Source organism: Polluticoccus soli (assembly GCF_029269745.1).
Lineage (GTDB): Bacteria > Bacteroidota > Bacteroidia > Chitinophagales > Chitinophagaceae > Polluticoccus > Polluticoccus soli.
Map to the genome: position 1 here is coordinate 1,454,921 of NZ_JARJHT010000001.1, position 18,482 is coordinate 1,473,402.

Below are 18,482 nucleotides of genomic sequence, written 5' to 3' on the forward strand. Positions count from 1 at the left end.
TCTTTTCTTTTTATATTTTTGCACCCTTTATCACAGATATTCAACAGGACATGATCTCACTGGGGGGTAAACCACTTGATCTTGCGGCGTTTGAGCAAATCATTTTGCAGCAAAAACCGGTCACCGTCACTGCAGCCACTATGGAAAATGTGCGCGGCTGTTACGAGTTTTTGAAGGAGTTTTCGCAGGATAAGCTCATATATGGTATTAATACGGGATTTGGACCTATGGCCCAATATCGTATCGACGACAATGACCGCAGGCAACTGCAGTACAACCTTATTCGCAGCCATAGCTCGGGTATGGGCCAATTGCTGTCTCCCTTGAATTGCCGTGCAACTATGCTGGCCAGGTTGAATACTTTGCTGCTAGGCTATTCGGGCATTCACCCGGAAATGATCCTGTTAATGACTGCGCTGATCAACAACGAGGCCTATCCTTGTATCTATGCTCATGGTGGTGTAGGTGCTAGTGGCGACCTTGTGCAGTTGGCGCATCTTGCTTTGGGTCTGATCAGCGAAGGAGACTTTTGGTTCAAAGGAGAAGTAGTGGCCGCTACTAAGGTTTTTGAAACTTTGAAGCTGAAACCGCTCGAGATCCACATCCGCGAGGGTCTGGGTACGCTCAACGGCACGTCTGCAATGACCGGTATAGGCGCTATCAATGTGCTGCATGCCCGCAAGCTGATGACCGGCCAGATACTGTTCTCTCTCATGGTGAATGAGATCATGGAGGCATATGACGACCATTTCTCTGATGAATTAAACAAGGTCAAACTGCATCCTGGTCAACAAATGGTGGCCAAGGCCATGCGGGCGATCTCTAAGAAAAGCGGACTGCTGCGCAAACGCCACGAACACCTGTACGATAAGAAAGTAACTGAAGAAGTGATAGACGATAAAGTACAGGAATACTATTCGCTGCGCTGTGTGCCGCAAATACTTGGTCCGGTATATGACACGATCGAGAATACGGCGCGGGTAATCACCAGTGAGCTGAATTCGGTGAATGATAACCCGATCATCGACCGGGCCAACAAGAATATTTTCCATGGTGGTAATTTCCATGGAGACTATATTTCGTTGGAGATGGATAAGCTGAAAATTGCTGTTACCAAACTGTCGATGCTGGCTGAAAGACAGCTCAACTTCTTGCTAAACAGCCATCTTAACCAAAAACTTCCGCCGTTCATTAACCTTGGCAGACTTGGACTGAACTTCGGTATACAGGGTATGCAGTATCCTGCAGTGTCTAATGTGGCGGAAAGCCAGGCATTGAGTACGCCGATGTATATCCACAGCATTCCCAACAACAACGACAACCAGGACATAGTGAGCATGGGTTGCAATGCTGCCCAGATGTGTGCACGCGTTATTGAGAACTCGTTCGAGGTATTGTCGGTACATGGGCTGGCTATCATACAGGCCATCGATTTCAAAGAATATAAAGAGCGGTTGTCGCCTGCTACGCGCTGGATGTATGACGAGCTGAGCGCTTTGGCGCCTTCTTTCAAAGAAGATAGCCCATCATCTGAAAGGCTGGCTAAGATCAAAAGCTGGCTCATGGAAACGGAGGTTGGCGAAAAGATGAAGAAGCTGTTAGGCTTCGACAACTGGCAACTCATAGAACTAGAACATAAACCATAGAATAAAATCACTAGGATGAAATACGCATTAGTAACAGGCGGTTCGCGGGGAATAGGTCGCGCTTGCTGCCTGAAGCTCGCCGAACTCGGTTACAATATCCTGATCAACTATAAAGGCAACAGGGCAGCAGCAGAAGAAACTGCTTCATTGATAGAGCCGTTCGGAGTAAAAACCGAGCTGCTGGCTTTCGACGTGGCCGACAAAGACAGCGTACAAGAAGAACTTGGTGGCTGGATAGACGCCAACAAAGACAACCTGATCGAAGTGCTGGTCAACAATGCCGGTATCAGGCAGGACACTCTGCTTATGTCGATGACCGACGAGCAATGGGGTTCTGTACTGGATACATCGCTGCGGGGCATGTACAACGTGACTAAGCAGGTGCTCAATCCAATGCTGCTGAACCGCTACGGCCGTATCATCAATATGGTGTCACTTAGTGGTCTCAAAGGCATGCCGGGCCAGGTAAACTACTCAGCTGCAAAGGCTGGTATGATAGGCGCTACCAAGGCGCTGGCTCAAGAGATCGCCAAACGCAATATCACTGTGAACGCAATAGCTCCCGGTTTCATCAAAACCGATATGACCGAGGAACTGAATGAAAAAGAACTGATCAACCTGATACCAATGAAGCGCTTTGGTGTGCCTGAAGAAGTAGCCGAACTGGTGGGCTTCTTTGCTTCCAAGAATTCGTCGTACATAACAGGACAGGTTGTTTCCATAAATGGTGGTTTGTACACCTAAAAAATGATTTGAGATGAGTCGTGTAGTCATAACTGGTTTAGGCATTTATTCTTCACTCGGTAAAAGCAAGGAAGAGGTTACAAAATCTCTATTCGAAGGCAAGTCAGGTATCATTCTCGATCTCAAACGGAAAGAGATGGGTTACCGTTCCGGCCTTACGGGTTTTGTTGAGCGTCCGCAACTCAAAGGCTTGCTCGACCGCCGCTCGCGTATCATGATGCCCGAGCACGCAGAGTTTGCCTACATGGCTACCATCGAAGCTTTGGCACAAGCCGGTATTACTACCGAATACCTGGAACAAAACGAAACAGGTATTATTTATGGCAACGACAGCTGCGCACAACCTGTTATCGAAGCGATTGACCTGATACGTGAGAAGAAGGATACCATGATGGTAGGCTCCGGCTCCGTATTCCAGGTGCTCAATTCTACTGTTACCATGAACCTCGCAACCATCTTTAAGTTGCGTGGTGTCAACTTCTCTATCAGCGCGGCATGCGCGAGCGGCTCGCATTCTATAGGTCTTGGCTACCTGTTCATTAAACAAGGCCTGCAAGACCGCGTTATCTGTGGTGGTGCGCAGGAAGTAAACATCTACTCGATGCCCAACTTCGATGCGCTAGGTACCTTCTCGCTAAGAGAGGATGAACCGGCTAAAGCATCTCGTCCGTTCGATAGGGACCGCGATGGTCTGGTGCCCGGTGGCGGTGCGGCTACCGTCATCCTCGAGAGCCTTGAGTCCGCTCAGGCACGTGGTGCAACCATTCTCGGCGAGGTTATCGGCTACGGCTTCTCGTCGAACGGTCAGCATATCTCTAACCCTAGTGTCGAAGGACAGGTTCGCTCCATCGGCCGTACGCTGGCTGATGCCGGGGTTAAGGCTTCAGACATCCAATATATCAATGCCCACGCTACCTCAACACCTGCTGGCGACGGCAGCGAAGCCGAAGCTATCTTCGAAGTGTTTGGCGGCAATGTGCCCGTCAGCTCCACCAAGTCTATGACCGGCCACGAGTGCTGGATGGCTGGCGCCAGCGAGGTTGTTTACTCGATGCTGATGATGCAGAACGGCTTCATCGCACCTAACATCAACTTCGAGAATCCCGACGAACATTCTGCCAAGATCAATATAGTACCGGAAACGCTGAAGAAAGACTTCAACTTGTTCCTGTCCAACTCTTTCGGCTTCGGAGGCACTAACTCCTCGCTAATTGTCCGCCGCTGGGAGTAGATACGCGATCTTCTCTTAAATTTGAGATCCTGAAAAACTTAGGATTCATGAGAAGATACTTACTACTGCTTGTCCTGTCGATCACTGTTTGTTCACAACTCGCCTCTGCACAAGAGAAGCGTTGGATCAAGCAACAGATCACCCGTTTGTCGTCTAACAGCTTTCATGGCCGTGGCTATGTGAGCAAAGGTGGCGAGAAAGCGGCTGCCTTTATTCAACAGCACTTCCGCGAGTTTGGCCTGGTTCCGTTTGATACCGACAGTACTTATCTCCAGAAGTATTTCATGGCAGTTAATACCTTTCCTGGCAATATCTACCTGCGTTTGAACAAGAAGGAACTTGTTCCGGGCGAAGACTATCTTATCGATGCCGCCAGCACACCTTACTTCACCGAAAAGATCAAGCTCAAAAAGATCGATCTTAAGAATGTAAAGGACAGTGCTTCGTGGGCCAAAGTCAAAAGACAGATCAAGCCCGGGCGCGTATACATTCTGAAAAACTCTGACACAGTATCCAAATACATGAAGCTGTCGCTTCGCACCTTTGCCAACCAGTTTCTCGACAATGTGCTGATCGTACCCAAACATGGCAAGCTCACCTGGCTGGTAAGGCAGGACACAATACCCGCTACCATCATTTATGTTGAGGATACTGTAATGCCTAAGCGCGTGAACAAGGCCGCGATCACCATCGAGAGCAAGTACGAGCCCAATTTTAAGAACTTCAACGTGCTGGGTTATGTACCCGGCACTGAAAAACCAGATAGCTTCATCGTATTCACCGCCCACTACGACCACCTAGGCCAAATGGGCCGTCGTACCATGTTCCCCGGTGCGCATGACAACGCTAGTGGTACTGCCTTTGTCCTCTCGCTCGCCAAGTACTTCGCTGAGCATCCGCAGAAGTATTCTGTTGCCTTCATGCTCTTCAGCGGTGAAGAGGCAGGGCTGGTAGGATCGAGACACTATGCCAAATCACCGGTGTTCCCGCTGGAGCAGATACGCTTTGTAGTGAACCTTGACATGGTTGGCGCCGCTACCGACGGTATCACCGTTGTGAATGCCGACACCAGGAAGAAGGAGTTCGACCTGATGAACCGCATCAATCTCAAAAAAGCATACCTGCCCAAGCTTTCAGAACGTAGCCAAACGCAAAACAGCGATCACTACTCGTTCAGCGAGCAGGGTGTGCCTGCGATCTTTATTTATGGCAGTGGCTCTAAGAACTACTACCACGATGTATTCGACGAAGCCAAAGAACTCTCGCTGGAGAACATCGACGCGCTTTCTAGACTGCTGATCGAGTTCACCGGTGAACTGAGCAACGGTAAATAAATCACTACTTTTAAACAAAATCGCAACGCAATGAAACAGGCTATTGCCGCTTTATGCATTTCCGCTACTTTGTTCACCTCCTGCGGGTCGGGCGGCGAAGTGGGTAGCTCCACCGCTACCGCCGAACAATCGGATGCCCAGAAATTCCTCGATGCTTACACACAGGAATATGTGAAGCTCTATACCAATTCCAGCGAGGCCCAGTGGAAGTCGAACACCGAGATAGTGGAAGGAGACTCGACCAACACTGTGAATGCCCGCATTGCCGATGAGGCCATGGCGGCATTTACCGGCAGCACAAAAAACATAGACAGCGCCCGCAAATACCTTGCGATGAAGGACCAGCTGACACCGATACAGGCAAAGCAGTTTGAACTGATCCTATACGCTGCCGCCAACAACCCACAGACGGTAGAGCAGCTAGTGAAACAACGCATCGCCGCCGAGAACAACCAGACACGCCAGCTATACAGCTTCCAGTACATGCTCAACGGCAAGAAGGTGAGCACCAACAATATTGACGACATCCTCAAAAAAGAGAACGATGTCAACAAACGCCTGGCTGCATGGACGGCCAGCAAGGAAGTTGGCAAGACCCTCAAGACCGGCCTCGTGAACCTGCGTAACCTGCGTAACCAAACGGTGCAAGCGTTGGGTTACGACGACTACTTTACTTACCAGGTGAGCGACTATGGCATGACCAGCCCGGAGATGATGCAGACCATGGACCGCCTCATGAACGAGCTGTACCCGCTGTACCGCGAGCTGCACACCTGGATGCGCTACGAGCTGGCTGCTAAGTACAAACAACCTGTACCACAATACCTGCCCGCACACTGGCTGCCTAACCGCTGGGGCCAGGACTGGAGTCCCGTGGTTGAAGTAAAAGGCATCAACCTGGATAGCGTGCTGCGCACCAAGACCCCTGAGTGGATAGTGAAGGAAGGCGAGAAACTGTATACCAGCATCGGCTTCCCGGCGCTGCCTGCTACCTTCTGGAGCAAGTCAAGCCTGTATCCTTACAAGCCTGATTCCAACGTCAAAAAGAACAACCACGCATCGGCATGGCACATGGACCTGAACAAGGATGTGCGTAGCCTGATGAGTGTGGAACCAAACGCGGAATGGTTTGAAACTGCCAACCACGAGCTGGGACATATTTATTACTATATGACCTACACCAACCCTGACGTTCCGCCACTGCTGCGTGGTGGCGCCAACCGTGCTTACCACGAGGCCATTGGTACGATGATGGGACTTGCCGCTATGCAAAAGCCTTACCTGGTGGGCCGCGGCCTGGTGCCTGCCAATGTGCAGGTAGATAGTGTTCAAAGCCTGCTGAAGGAAGCGCTGAACTCGGTTGTGTTCATCTTCTTCTCTTCGGGCACTATGAGCAACTTCGAAAAGGCGCTTTATGTGGATAGCCTGCAGCCCGACCAGTTCAATGCGCGCTGGTGGGAGCTGGCCAAGAAATACCAGGGTATCGTGCCGCCCACTAACCGGGGCGAAGAATACTGCGATGCAGCTACCAAAACACATATCAACGACGACGCGGCGCAGTATTATGACTACGCCCTTTCTTACGTGATCCTGTACCAGTTGCACAACCACATTGCTAAAGAGATACTGAAGCAGGACCCGCGCGCTACCAACTACTACGGTCAGAAGGGTATCGGCGAGTTCCTGAAGAAGATCACTTACCCCGGCGCCTCTAAAGACTGGCGTACGGTGCTGAAAGAATCGACCGGCGAAGAGCTGAATGCCAAGGCCATGCTCGAATACTTCCAGCCGCTGGTGAGCTGGCTGCAGGAGCAGAACAAGGGCAGGAGCTATACGCTGCCTGCAACATTGTAGTTTGACATCCTCCAAACCTCCCTTTGAAAAGAGGCTTTTAAAAAACTTAGTCCCGCTTCGGCGGGACTTTTTTGCGTCCACTCGTTAACCTTTTGGAAATTGTAGATATAACTACTTATCCTTTTTCAACAGCTTTTGGCTGATGCTTTACCGGGAAGTTGCAGGAGTTGGCTATGAAGCACTTTTGGTGTGCTATATCGTGCAGCTGGTTCGCCTTGTCGATCATAGAGGCATCTTTTACAGTGACTACCGGATACAGCGTCACTTCAGCAAAATGTCCGCCGCCGCCGGGGACTTCTACCATAGTGCCTTTGGCGTTGTCTTCGTAATCTGTCACTACCACACCGGCATCGGCGCATAGGTGCAGGTACCAGAGCATGTGACAGGACGAAAGTGAGTATACAAGCATATCTTCAGGATTATGCCTGCTGCCATCACCACGGAAGGGGGTGTCGGAAGAGCAGGCTATATCTACTTTCCCCATCACTGAGAAAGTATGATGACGATCATATTCATCGTAACGGCTGGTACCTGTGCCTTTGTTACCTGTCCAGGTTACCGTTGTGCTGTATTGGTGTTGTTTGCTCATAGTTGGTTTGCTTCAGACAGTTGTGTAATGTAGTTAGTTTAAAGTTCGCTGTATTCAAAATTGCAGTGGTTGCAGGCGAGTCTTTCATCTCGCTGAAAGCGGTCGGTATTGATGGCTCAGCATAATGCGTCCTCAAATGCAGCTGGTACCACATATTGCTATGCCATTTCCCATGCTTATACCCAATATTCCTAAACAGCCCGATCTCTTCAAATCCTACTGCTTTATGAAACGCACAACTATTCTCATTAGTTGATAACACACCGGCATAAACATTGAAGAAGCCTTGCAGTTTGAGTATATCGAACAGTGTTTCGTATAGTACCCGCGCTAAACCTTTGCCATGGTAGTGGCGGTCTATATAAATAGTTGATTCCGGCGACCATTGGTAGGCTGTGCGGTCGCGATGCTTGTGCGCATAAGCATAGCCAACAATGCGATCATCTATTTCGCAGACCAGCCATGGGAAGCCTGAGATCACAGCTCGTATACGACTTTCAAATTCTTCTACGGAAGGTACATCGTACTCAAAGGTGTAGGCGGTATTCTCTACATAATATTTGTAGACGTTGAGCATTCCTGCGGCATCAGCGGCGGCAGCTAATCGTATGGTGTATTGATTGTTCATAGCATGAGTTGAAATAAAAAGCCCCGCACAAGGCGGGGCTCAAAATTATTAGCGCAGGTACAGCAGCTCACGATATTTTGGCAGCGGCCAAAGTTTATCGTCTACTATCAGTTCCAGTTTATCTACATGGTAGCGAATGGTATCAAACTTCGTCTTGATATTGTCGCAGTACATTTTGCTACGCTTGTGCATGTCTGTCTCATTGTTCGCTTTCTTCCTTTCAGCGATCATTGCTTCTACAGCGTCGTTAATGTTCTGGATATGTCCGCTTACGATAGTCACCAGGTTCAGCTGTGCTTTGTAGCTTGTTTCAGGCAATCCAACTTCCTTCAGTCCTTTCACGTTGTTGATCAGAACGTTCTGGTAGTTGATAGCAGCAGGCAGAATGTGGTTGGTAGCGATATAACCGAGGATACGCGCTTCGATCTGCACTTTTTTCACATACTCTTCCAGCATGATCTCGTGGCGTGCTTCCAGCTCACGTTTGCTGAAGATACCGTTGTTGAAGAACACGTTCTTCGAGCTTTCGCTTGCGTAGGCATCCAGCGCTTCAGGAGTTGTTTTGAAGTTGCTCAGGCCGCGACGCTTAGCTTCTTCAGCCCATGCCTCGCTGTAGTTGTCACCTTCGAAACGGATCTTCTTAGACTGTGCGATATAATCACGCAGCACGTGCATGATAGCGATCTCTTTCTTCTCGCCTTTTTCGATCAGCGCGTCTACTTCTACTTTGAATTTCTTCAGGCTTTCAGCCATGATCGTGTTCAGCACCATCATTGGCAGACCGCAGTTAGCAGTAGAACCTACGGCGCGGAATTCGAACTTGTTACCGGTGAAGGCAAAGGGGCTGGTACGGTTGCGGTCAGTATTATCCATCAGCAATTCTGGTATTTGCTTATGGATATCGAGCTTCAGAATTACTTCGTCCTGCTCGCTAAACTTACCTTTTACGCGTTCTTCGATCTCGTCGAGAACTTCTGTCAGGTATTTACCTATATATACTGATATGATAGCCGGAGGCGCTTCGTTAGCACCTAGGCGGTGATCATTATTAGCAGATGCAATAGAAGCACGCATCAGGTCGGCATGGTCATGTACCGCTTTGATGGCATTCACGAAGAACGTGAGGAACATCAGGTTGGTACGTGGAGTTTTGCCCGGAGCCAGCAGGTTCACACCTGTGTCTGTAGCAAGGCTCCAGTTATTGTGCTTACCGCTACCATTCACACCGGCAAATGGTTTTTCATGCAGCAATACTTTCAGCTTGTGGCGTTTAGCAACCTTTGTCATCACGTCCATCAACAGCGAGTTGTGGTCAACTGCGATGTTCACTTCTTCAAATATAGGAGCGCACTCGAACTGGCCGGGAGCTACCTCGTTGTGACGTGTGCGCAGGGGAATACCCAGTTTATAAGACTCTTGTTCGAAGTCTTGCATGAACGCATAAACGCGGTCAGGGATAGAACCGAAGTAGTGGTCTTCCAGCTGCTGGCCTTTTGCTGGAGCATGGCCTATCAGGGTGCGGCCGCACATTACCAGGTCAGGGCGGGCGTTAGCCAGTGTTTCGTCGATAACGAAATACTCTTGTTCCCAACCGAGGGTAGCTGTTACTTTAGTAACGTTCTTATCAAAATAGTTGCACACGTCAACCGCAGCTTTATCCAGTGCCGAGATAGATTTCAGCAAGGGAGCTTTGTGATCGAGTGATTCACCATTGTAGGCAATAAATATGGTAGGAATGCAAATGGTTTTGCCATGACCGCTTTCCATAATGAAAGCAGGCGATGAAGGATCCCATGCGGTATAACCGCGGGCTTCGAAAGTGGCACGGATACCACCGTTAGGGAAACTTGATGCATCGGGTTCCTGTTGTATCAGCGCATCTCCGTCGAAAAGTTCGATAGCAGTACCGTCGCCTTTTATGGTGAAGAAAGAGTCGTGCTTTTCGGCAGTAGTGCCTGTCAGCGGCTGAAACCAGTGCGTGAAATGGGTAACACCCCGTTCTTCGGCCCAGGCTTTCATACCTGCCGCCACCTGGTCTGCCATCTTGCGCTCTATCTTAGCTCCGGATTTGATCGAGCTCATCAGGCTTTTGTAAGCCTCGTCGCTCAGATACTCACGCATCACCCTGCCGGTGAACACGTTGCTGTTGAACATAGCCGTGATCTTCTTACCATTATAATGGGAGATCTTTTTTTCTTCGGCCGCCAGTTCTTGTAATGCGAGATAGCGTAGTGATGACATCAGATTAAATTTTACGCAAATCTAATGATTTTTCTACTAGTCGGACAAATTTTTCTGCAATCTTCATTAAAAATTAAATATTGCAGAAATTACATTTCGTTTAGAAGGGATGAAATATTTCTGAATGAACTACATATGACAGGCTGAAATCAGCTTCCAGTGTGCCTTTGGCCTTGACCTTCATCTTTTCGCCAGTTAATTGACAATAAATATTAATATCAATATCACTGCCGTTTTCTTCAACTCCGGTTACAGGAAGGTGGTCTATGAATTCGATGCCGCGACGGCCCTGCCATTTATATACTGCCTCCTTGGCGCTCCAGGCGAGGGTGATCAGCTTAGAGTCGTTTCGGAAGAAGGCCTGCTCTTCAGGAGACAGGAACTTGTTCTGCAGCTTTTCCATCTTCGGATGCCAGACCTGGATGTCGATGCCGCACTCAACATAAGGACTAACCACCGCTGCCACATATGGCCAGGAATGAGATATAGAGAAATAGTACTGGTTATCGTCTATTCGCGGCTTATCGTGCTCGTCTGGACGGATGTTTAGTATGGGAAAGTCCTCTTTCAGGTGTTTGAGGAGGAATCTGCCCGCCAGCCGTTCCATGCGGCGCTTGTCGTTCTTTATATCCAGCTCGCCCATGCCAGTGCGCTCCAGGAAGAAGCTTTCCGGCTCTTCGATCTTCCATATCGCCGCGAGGCTGTATGGATCGCTGCTCCATTCACGATAAAGTGGCATGGCTGCAAAATTACGGCATCAATCCACAGATAATAAACATTAGCTAAAAGCTACTTCGCCGCATCGGCTAATTGCCATTATATTTGTCGCCATATATGATACTCTCCGACAAACGCATACTGGAAGAAATGGAAAAGGGTACTATCAAGATAGAACCTTATAAAAGGGAATGTCTTGGTAGCAATAGCTACGATGTGCACCTGGGTTCTACACTGGCTACCTATCGTGAGCACATACTGGATGCGAAGAAACACAATACTATCGACACGTTCGAGATACCTGACGAAGGTTTTGTGCTGTACCCGCACGTGTTCTACCTGGGTGTAACGGCTGAGTATACAGAGAGCCATGCGCACGTGCCTTTCCTGGAAGGTAAGTCGAGTACAGGCCGCTTGGGTATTGATATACATGCTACTGCAGGTAAAGGTGACGTAGGTTTCTGCGGCAACTGGACGCTGGAGATATCTGTAAAGCAGCCGGTGAAGATCTACAAAGGCATGCCTATCGGGCAGCTCATCTATTTCCCTGTGGATGGTGAGATAGAAGTGAAGTACAACCAGAAGAAGAATGCCAAATACAGCGGCCAGCCTAACAAGCCGATAGAGAGCATGATGTGGAAGAACGAATTCTGATCACACGACAACATAGAACTAAAAAGCACCGCGATGGCGGTGCTTTTGTTTTTTTATTTCATTCCTAAAACGTTCAGTCGCTGGCGGCCGCGGTAGTTGATGGGGACATTGAGGTATATCCCCTTACCGGCTTTGACATAGCCTGCGAGTCTTACATCCACTTCTTTATTAGAGAGGATCGAATAGGCATTGGCGAAAATGTTACCCAGATTAGCTCTCAACCTAACCGGCAGCAGGAAGGTGTCATTAGCCGGCACGTCAAAACTATTAGTAATGGTCGTCTTGCCTATCTCGCGCTCGTTGATGAATACATTGATATCTGCGTCCTTTAGCTTCAAGCCGAAGTTATTTGGATTATAAAATTGGATGTCCATCCCAACATCGGGTGTGAGGCTGAGGGTGAACAGGCGAAAGTTCTTCACGTCCTGGTAAGTGAGTGCCTTTGGTGGGGGACCGCAGGAAATTAGGTTCAGTCCTACAAAAATGAGCAGTGCAAATAATACGGTTCTTTTCATACGTGTGTTCTGAATTGACGTTGAAGTCAAATTTGTTACTAAATGTTACAAAATGTATTTAGAACTGTACCATAAAAATCAAGCCCCCGTAGCTATTGGCTGCGGGGGCTTTATATGTTTTGATCTGTTTCAATTCATTATCCTTTCTTCCTTGCTATCGCTTTTTCAGCAGCAGCAATGATGTTCTCTTTGGTCAGACCGTATTTTTTCAGCAGGTCTACCGGTTTACCGCTTTCGCCGAATGTATCCATTACAGCTACATATTCGTGCGGTACAGGATGGTTGCGCGAAGCGACATTAGCTACGCTATCACCAAGGCCACCGTTGATCTGGTGTTCTTCGGCAGTAACGATAGCGCCTGTTTTGCGGATAGATTTCACGATGGCCTCTTCATCCAGCGGTTTGATGGTGTGGATGTTGATCAGCTCGACAGAGATACCTTTTTCAGCCAGGGCTTTGGCAGCTTCTACAGCTATCCAAACCATGTGGCCGCAAGCAAAGATGCTCACGTCAGTACCTTCGGCCAGCACTTGTGCTTTGCCTATTTTGAAATCTTCTTCTTTAGTAAAGTTTGGCCATTTCGGGCGACCGAAACGCAGGTACACCGGACCGTCATGCTCAGCAATAGCGATGGTAGCCGCTTTGGTCTGGTTGAAATCGCAAGGAACGATCACTGTCATACCCGGCAGCATCTTCATCATACCGATATCTTCCAGCACCTGGTGGGTTGCACCATCTTCGCCCAGCGTAAGGCCTGCGTGCGAAGCGCAGATCTTTACGTTCTTGCCGCTGTAGGCAATAGACTGGCGGATCTGGTCGTAAACGCGTGAAGTAGAGAAGTTGGCAAACGTAGTAGTGTATGGGATCTTGCCGCCGATGGTGAGGCCTGCTGCCACGCCCATCATGTTAGCTTCAGCGATACCGCACTGCACGAAACGCTCAGGAAATTCTTTGATGAACTCGTTGAGCTTCAGCGAGCCAGCCAGGTCGGCCGACAGGGCAACTACGTTAGGATTGCGGCGGCCGGCTTCGGCTATACCTTCACCAAACCCACCGCGGGTCTCTTTCTCGTTTAATATTTTGATATCTTCTAATGACATGAAAACAGAATGAGGCGCAAAAATAAGGTTATTTTTTAGTTGACCGTTGTTCCTACTTTGTTAATGAGTAACCCCAGTCTTTAAGCCAGCCGAGTATCTTCTCTTTATAGTCGCCCTGTATGATGATGAGGCCGTCTTTGGCGCTGCCGCCGGTGCCGCATTTGGTTTTCAGCTGCTTGCCGAGGGCTTCCAGGTCTTCAGTAGTGCCGATGAAGCCTTCCACAAGGGTCACCACCTTGCCTGCGCGCTGTTTGGTATCCAGCTTTACACGCAGTTTTTGCTTCTCTTTTGGCAGGGTCTCGCCGGCAGGTCCTTCTTCAAAGTCGTTGTAATAGTCCTGGTTGGTGCTGTAAACTAAGCCGTCTGTTCTTCCTTTATTCTTCTTGCTCATTGACCCGAATTATTTATAAACGCAAGGTAAGTAATTTGCATGTTTCAGTACTGACGGGGTTTCCCCGGAAATAAAATGTTACAAATTGTTTGCTGGGATTGGAGTTTCATTCTGCTTTATGTAGCCTTTCTCTAACGCCCAATGGGTATAAAACCGAACAATGGAAGTATCAAAGTCATTAGATATTTTGCCGGGCGCAGCTATTCCGGATATTCTTTGCAAGGCATCCATTTTCGCTTGGTAAACGTTGTAACCGTGATACTTTCTGCTCAATGATTCTCTCTGGTCAAATGGTTTCTGCAACAAAAAAGAAACATACCCCGTGTCATTCTCGTCCAATTCGTAGCAGCCGATTACAATGCGATCTACATTTTTCGAATAGACATAAGCATGTTTGTCAATGCGCTTACAGCTCGCAAACCAAATCATCATCAGCAGCAGGATAACGCGTAACGAAGCCATGGGTCAATCTATTTTCGAGTTAAACGTACGGCAAGTAATTCGCATGTTTCAATATTGACGGTGTTTTCGGGGAAATAAAATGTTGCAATTTGTTTGCTGCCGTGTTGGTTTTATTTCTTTTGCCGGTCTTTTTTGAGTTGGCCCATGTAAAAGATGAGGTTGATGCCAAGACTCATTACTGCTACCCAGAATATTCGGGATGCCGTAAAGGCTTCAGCGATCTCTCCTGTTACCAGGTCGAAAATGATCTCTATGACCATCATCACCACGAAGGTGGCCAGCCACAATACCCAAAACGACGTCTGCTTCATAACTCAACTTACATAGCAAATATACATAAAATATATCTAACCGCAAAATTTGAACCTGCATCAGATATATTTAACTTTATCGGCATGAAGACCCTTTTTGCCCTTATCTTTTTCATTTTGTTTTTGCTTCCACATGGTTACGGTGCCAACCTTGGGGTCGACAGTATTAGAATATCCCCAACAACCATCACAAAAAACGATTCGGTTCAGATCAGATTATACACTCACACTGGCACGATGGGTTACCAGTCTTATTTAAATTATAGCGTAACTCCCGGAAACATTTGGATAACAAGCTGCTATAAAGTTAATGCTGTTGCACTTATTACCTGGTTTGCTGATACCTTAAACATCGGAAAGCTAGCTGACGGCAACTACCAGATCAACTTTTTAAGCTATGTCGCAGGCGATACCCAATGCACCTATATCTTTGACAGCACTAAAGTAACTGACTCGATTGTGGTGCACGCACCTGAAAGTATTGATAGCTATTCCTTGAATCAAACAGTTTATCCCAATCCCACTTTCGGCGATGTAAATATTTCCTTACCAGCCGAAATGGAAATAATACAGATCTCTTTGCAAGACGTGACCGGTAGAATTATCAAAACTGCGACTGGAAGTACGCTTTCGATTGCTGAATTGCCGACGGGGCTTTATATTCTGCAAGCGCAGACTAATAAGGGCAGGTTTATTGAAAAACTCAGAAAGGAATAGTGCATGAAGGCTTTGTTTGCACCAATGCTAACCCTTTCTATTTGCCTTCTGGCTGTGCCGCAAACTTATGGCCAGACTTGCGCCGCAACAATCGTTTACGACACCCTTCACAAAGGACCGGAAATGCGCTACTGGGTTATAGGCGAGGACCCGGAAATTGTGCTGCCACGTGTTGTGTTAGCGAATAAAGAGGTCGCGACAAAGATCAATGAAAGGCTAAACATTGAAGGCGTGACCGGTCATACTGTACAAGAACTCCTGGAACTGAATAAGAAAATAGAAGCTGAGTGGGCCGATACTACCCAGAGCGATAATGATGAATGGCTGGACGATGGTGTTATCAATATCTATTCAGAAATAAAGAAAAACAGCGACTGCGTTCTTTCGTTGCAGGTGTATGTAACAGAAATAGCTGCAGTGGTATCTGCTATGGAAGGCGCTTACCCGACGAGGTATCAATTCCTGAATTTCGATTTGAAAACCGGGGAGCAGATCGTGCTGGACAGTCTTATCAAAAAAGAAAAGATGGCTGAACTTCTTCGTCTTGCCAATAAAGGGTTGATGAAGAACTACCGTAAAGGGGAAAAGGAATTTGGCAAAGAAGCGGAACACGCTTATCGAAGCTCAAACGTTGACCTGCTGTTTAAAGAAGAGAACCTGCGCGACTTCTATATAACCGACAAAGGGCTCTATGTCTATTATGACTTTCACTTCTTCCGCTGCGACCAACAATGGGAGCCTGACAACTTTATTTTTATCAGTAAGGCGCAGCTTGAATCTCTGCTGAGAAAACACCAGTATGGGTTATGATAGTTTCTCTTTCCGTTTCAATCCAAAGTTCACCAAATACACCCCGCTAAAGATGAGTGCTGTTGACAGCAGCTTCACCCAGGTCAGCTCTTCGCCAATGACGATGATGGAGATGACGGCAGCGAAGATGGGCTGCAGGTAAATGTAGGCGCCGGCTGTAGATGGCGGCAGGTGCCTGAGGGCATAGATATTCCAGAGGTAGGTAAAGAAGGTAACGCAGATAACGATGAAGGCGACAGAGAGGTAATCGTTGACCGTGAACAGCGACCAGTCGATGCGGGAAAACTGTGGCCAGCCAAAAGGCAACACAAACAGAAAACCGAAGAAGAATACCCAGCGTATCACCACTATAGGGCGGTAACGTTGCATCAGCGGTTTGATCATGACAAGGTAGATAGCGTAAGAGGCTGCGTTGAGAAATACGAACAGGTCGCCGAGTGCAGAGTTGCCGGTCAGGGTCAGTTCTTTACCGGCGCTCATCAATAGTCCGGCGCCGCCAATACCGAGGGCGAGGCCCAGTGCCTTATCCCAGGTAATGCGTTGCTTGAGTACGAAGAACGATATCACCGTTATCAGCAGCGGCGTGCTCATCATGATGAGGGAAGCGTGAATAGGAAAGGTGAGATTGAGGCCGAGGAAGAATAGCATCTGGTTGAGGGCAACACCAAACAGGCCACCCAGCACCAGTATCGGCCAGTCCTTCTTTGCGATCTTAGCGCGAAACTTCTCGCCACCGAAAAAGCTGAGCCAGAACAGTACCATCACCACGCTGACACGGATGAAGATAAAGCCCAATGGCTCGATCAGCCGGGGCATGATGCCCTTGGCTACCGTAAAGCCGGCACCGTAAAACAGATTGGCGCCCAGCAGGGCCAAATGCGCTTTCAGCTTGTCATTCACGCCGCGAAGGTACTGCAATGTGACAATTAGGCAATTCTATGGCTGTTCAATAGTTTTGCATGTTATGAGCAACAACCCCAGCGAAAAGGAAGTAGAATCAGTGATCGCCATGTCGGCGTTCGACCGTTATCAATACCTGGTAAAGCAGGCTGCTGAAAGCGAAGAACTGTATTCGCTGAAAAAAGGCGATGAATGGGCACTGGCGGACGTGGAAGACAATGTATTGTTCTCGCTCTGGCCGGCAGCGGTATATGCCACACGTGAAGCAACAAGCGGATGGGCAGGGTACGAGGCTAAAGCCATCAGCCTGGAAGAATTTGAGAATACGCTGCTCCCGCTTATAACCAAAGCAGGCTGTATGTTCAATGTGTTCTCGGTAGACGGCAAGCTGGGCTTTATTGTAGACCGGGAAGAATTTCTACGTGACCTTGGCGAAGAACTGGAGAAGTACGAGTAGTTACCTCACTACTATCTTATCCAGCTTTCGTAAGTAGGCCTTATCGATAGTAGCGCCTAAGCCGATTCCATCTGGCAGTTCGATCTTACCATTTCCTGTATAACAGATACCACCCAGCACATGGTCTTCTTTGTGCATGATGGCGGTGTCGAAATCGAAGTACTGTATCGCATCGCTGACGGTAGCGAGGTGAGATGCTGCAGTAAATGCCAAGCGCGACTCGAGGAAACCACCCAGTTGTATTTTGATGCCGGTAGCCTCGGCCAGTTTGATTATTTTCAGCGCTTTAAAGATGCCGGAAGATTTGCCGAGTTTGATGTTGAAGAACTGGCAGGCTTTAAGTTCAATAAGCCTCAAGGCGTCATGATGGTCGCCGCACGATTCATCGGCCATGATGGGAATAGGACTATGTTGCTGCACCAGCGGCAGGTTCATAAAATCCCAGCGCGGTATCGGCTCTTCGCAAAACAGTATGTTATACGGCGATAGTTCGGTCAACACTTTGATGGCGCTCTTTTCATTCCAGCCCTGGTTGGCGTCTATAACCAACGGTATGCCCCCGCCTATTTTTTGCCTGATCGCTTTGATCCTGCGCACATCATCCGCAGGCGTGCCACCCAGCTTTACTTTGATGATCTCGTAACCCCAGTCTTTTATCTGCTGCGCATCGACTGCCATCTTTTTCGCATCGCCGAAAGACACGGTATAGTCAGTAGTCAGTGTTCGCTTTTTCCCTTTCAGGAATTTGTACAGCGGTTTGCCCGCATGCTGCGCAGCAATATCATACAGCGCCATGTCGAAAGCGCTTTTGATGCTGGCATTGCCATAGATGATGGAGTCCATCAACCGCGAGCAGGCCTCTATGTTGAGCGGGTGCTTACCCATAAGCCCTTTAGCTAAGTATTTGCCAACTGCCAGGCAGGTATCATAGCTTTCACCATTTATAGACATGAACGGACTGCATTCGCCGTGACCCACTAATCCCTCACTCGTCCTGATAAGCACTAGTACATTGTCGGCATAGTTGAAGGTACCCAGCGATATGGTGAATGCTTCTTTAAGTTTTATCCTGGAATGGTAAAGTTCTATCCTGTCTATGGTCATGTGTAGGCGGGTTGTAACTACAAGTTACTAAATACTGCGCGGATAGGGGTGATTGGGAACTGTTGCGTTTTGTTGTT

At 48.3% G+C, this 18,482-nt stretch carries 20 protein-coding genes; 9 read left to right on the top strand and 11 right to left on the bottom strand.

Annotation, left to right across the window (positions count from 1 at the left end):
- Positions 1-50 precede the first annotated feature (50 nt).
- The 5 genes from flxA to P2W83_RS06410 are packed head-to-tail and all read left to right on the top strand — an operon-like array spanning position 51 to position 6,809.
- Positions 51-1,646 (top strand): flexirubin biosynthesis tyrosine ammonia-lyase FlxA, encoded by a 1,596-nt coding sequence (flxA, locus tag P2W83_RS06390; RefSeq protein WP_276132875.1) that lies wholly within the window; start codon positions 51-53, stop codon positions 1,644-1,646.
- A gap of 15 nt (positions 1,647-1,661) precedes the next feature.
- Positions 1,662-2,390, top strand: coding sequence for a flexirubin biosynthesis SDR family reductase FlxB (gene flxB, locus P2W83_RS06395; protein WP_276132876.1), 729 nt, complete (start codon positions 1,662-1,664; stop codon positions 2,388-2,390).
- A 13-nt stretch (positions 2,391-2,403) separates the two neighbouring features.
- Positions 2,404-3,621 (top strand): beta-ketoacyl-[acyl-carrier-protein] synthase family protein, encoded by a 1,218-nt coding sequence (locus P2W83_RS06400; RefSeq protein ID WP_276132877.1) that lies wholly within the window; start codon positions 2,404-2,406, stop codon positions 3,619-3,621.
- A 47-nt stretch (positions 3,622-3,668) separates the two neighbouring features.
- On the top strand, positions 3,669-4,955 hold the full coding sequence (locus P2W83_RS06405; protein ID WP_276132878.1) for a M28 family metallopeptidase: 1,287 nt from the start codon (positions 3,669-3,671) through the stop codon (positions 4,953-4,955).
- A 30-nt stretch (positions 4,956-4,985) separates the two neighbouring features.
- Positions 4,986-6,809 (top strand): M2 family metallopeptidase, encoded by a 1,824-nt coding sequence (locus P2W83_RS06410; RefSeq protein WP_276132879.1) that lies wholly within the window; start codon positions 4,986-4,988, stop codon positions 6,807-6,809.
- 115 nt (positions 6,810-6,924) lie between these two features.
- Here P2W83_RS06410 and P2W83_RS06415 read toward each other — a convergent pair whose 3' ends face one another.
- The 4 genes from P2W83_RS06415 to P2W83_RS06430 form a co-directional block, all read right to left on the bottom strand.
- Positions 6,925-7,398, bottom strand: coding sequence for an OsmC family protein (locus P2W83_RS06415; RefSeq protein WP_276132880.1), 474 nt, complete (start codon positions 7,396-7,398; stop codon positions 6,925-6,927).
- Positions 7,352-8,026, bottom strand: a complete 675-nt coding sequence (locus P2W83_RS06420; RefSeq protein ID WP_276132881.1) for a GNAT family N-acetyltransferase — start codon at positions 8,024-8,026, stop codon at positions 7,352-7,354. Before P2W83_RS06420 ends, P2W83_RS06415 begins: the two co-directional genes overlap by 47 nt.
- 48 nt (positions 8,027-8,074) lie before the next feature.
- On the bottom strand, positions 8,075-10,267 hold the full coding sequence (locus P2W83_RS06425) for a glutamine synthetase III family protein (RefSeq protein WP_276132882.1): 2,193 nt from the start codon (positions 10,265-10,267) through the stop codon (positions 8,075-8,077).
- Positions 10,268-10,367: 100 nt separating this feature from the next.
- Entirely contained in the window at positions 10,368-11,006 is a 639-nt protein-coding gene (locus tag P2W83_RS06430) for a 4'-phosphopantetheinyl transferase family protein (protein ID WP_276132883.1), read from the bottom strand.
- A gap of 95 nt (positions 11,007-11,101) precedes the next feature.
- On the opposite strand from P2W83_RS06430, the gene dcd reads away from it, so the two are divergent.
- Positions 11,102-11,638: a dCTP deaminase gene (dcd, locus tag P2W83_RS06435; RefSeq protein ID WP_276132884.1), complete on the top strand. Its 537-nt coding sequence runs from the start codon at positions 11,102-11,104 to the stop codon at positions 11,636-11,638.
- 53 nt (positions 11,639-11,691) lie between these two features.
- On the opposite strand, the gene P2W83_RS06440 is transcribed toward dcd, so the two are convergent.
- The 5 genes from P2W83_RS06440 to P2W83_RS06460 form a co-directional block, all read right to left on the bottom strand.
- Entirely contained in the window at positions 11,692-12,153 is a 462-nt protein-coding gene (locus P2W83_RS06440; RefSeq protein ID WP_276132885.1) for an LEA/WHy family protein, read from the bottom strand.
- A 137-nt stretch (positions 12,154-12,290) separates the two neighbouring features.
- Positions 12,291-13,253, bottom strand: a complete 963-nt coding sequence (locus tag P2W83_RS06445; protein WP_276132886.1) for a transketolase family protein — start codon at positions 13,251-13,253, stop codon at positions 12,291-12,293.
- 52 nt (positions 13,254-13,305) lie between these two features.
- The gene (locus tag P2W83_RS06450) at positions 13,306-13,644 is read right to left on the bottom strand and encodes a translation initiation factor (RefSeq protein WP_276132887.1); all 339 of its coding nucleotides are present in this window, start codon (positions 13,642-13,644) and stop codon (positions 13,306-13,308) included.
- Positions 13,645-13,722: 78 nt separating this feature from the next.
- Complete coding sequence (locus P2W83_RS06455; RefSeq protein WP_276132888.1) at positions 13,723-14,106, bottom strand: hypothetical protein; 384 nt, start codon at positions 14,104-14,106, stop codon at positions 13,723-13,725.
- Positions 14,107-14,216: 110 nt separating this feature from the next.
- Complete coding sequence (locus P2W83_RS06460) at positions 14,217-14,417, bottom strand: hypothetical protein (protein ID WP_276132889.1); 201 nt, start codon at positions 14,415-14,417, stop codon at positions 14,217-14,219.
- 84 nt (positions 14,418-14,501) lie between these two features.
- Between P2W83_RS06460 and P2W83_RS06465 the strand changes: the two genes are divergently transcribed.
- Positions 14,502-15,134: a T9SS type A sorting domain-containing protein gene (locus P2W83_RS06465; RefSeq protein WP_276132890.1), complete on the top strand. Its 633-nt coding sequence runs from the start codon at positions 14,502-14,504 to the stop codon at positions 15,132-15,134.
- Between the two features lie 3 nt (positions 15,135-15,137).
- Positions 15,138-15,944, top strand: a complete 807-nt coding sequence (locus P2W83_RS06470; protein ID WP_276132891.1) for a hypothetical protein — start codon at positions 15,138-15,140, stop codon at positions 15,942-15,944.
- On the opposite strand, the gene P2W83_RS06475 is transcribed toward P2W83_RS06470, so the two are convergent.
- A complete protein-coding gene (locus P2W83_RS06475; protein WP_276132892.1) occupies positions 15,939-16,862 on the bottom strand; it encodes a DMT family transporter in 924 nt (307 codons plus the stop codon). The two genes, P2W83_RS06470 and P2W83_RS06475, sit on opposite strands and share 6 nt — an antisense overlap.
- 46 nt (positions 16,863-16,908) lie before the next feature.
- On the opposite strand from P2W83_RS06475, the gene P2W83_RS06480 reads away from it, so the two are divergent.
- Positions 16,909-17,301, top strand: coding sequence for a DUF2750 domain-containing protein (locus P2W83_RS06480; RefSeq protein ID WP_276132893.1), 393 nt, complete (start codon positions 16,909-16,911; stop codon positions 17,299-17,301).
- On the opposite strand, the gene P2W83_RS06485 is transcribed toward P2W83_RS06480, so the two are convergent.
- On the bottom strand, positions 17,302-18,405 hold the full coding sequence (locus tag P2W83_RS06485) for a mandelate racemase/muconate lactonizing enzyme family protein (RefSeq protein ID WP_276132894.1): 1,104 nt from the start codon (positions 18,403-18,405) through the stop codon (positions 17,302-17,304).
- Positions 18,406-18,482: the final 77 nt, after the last annotated feature.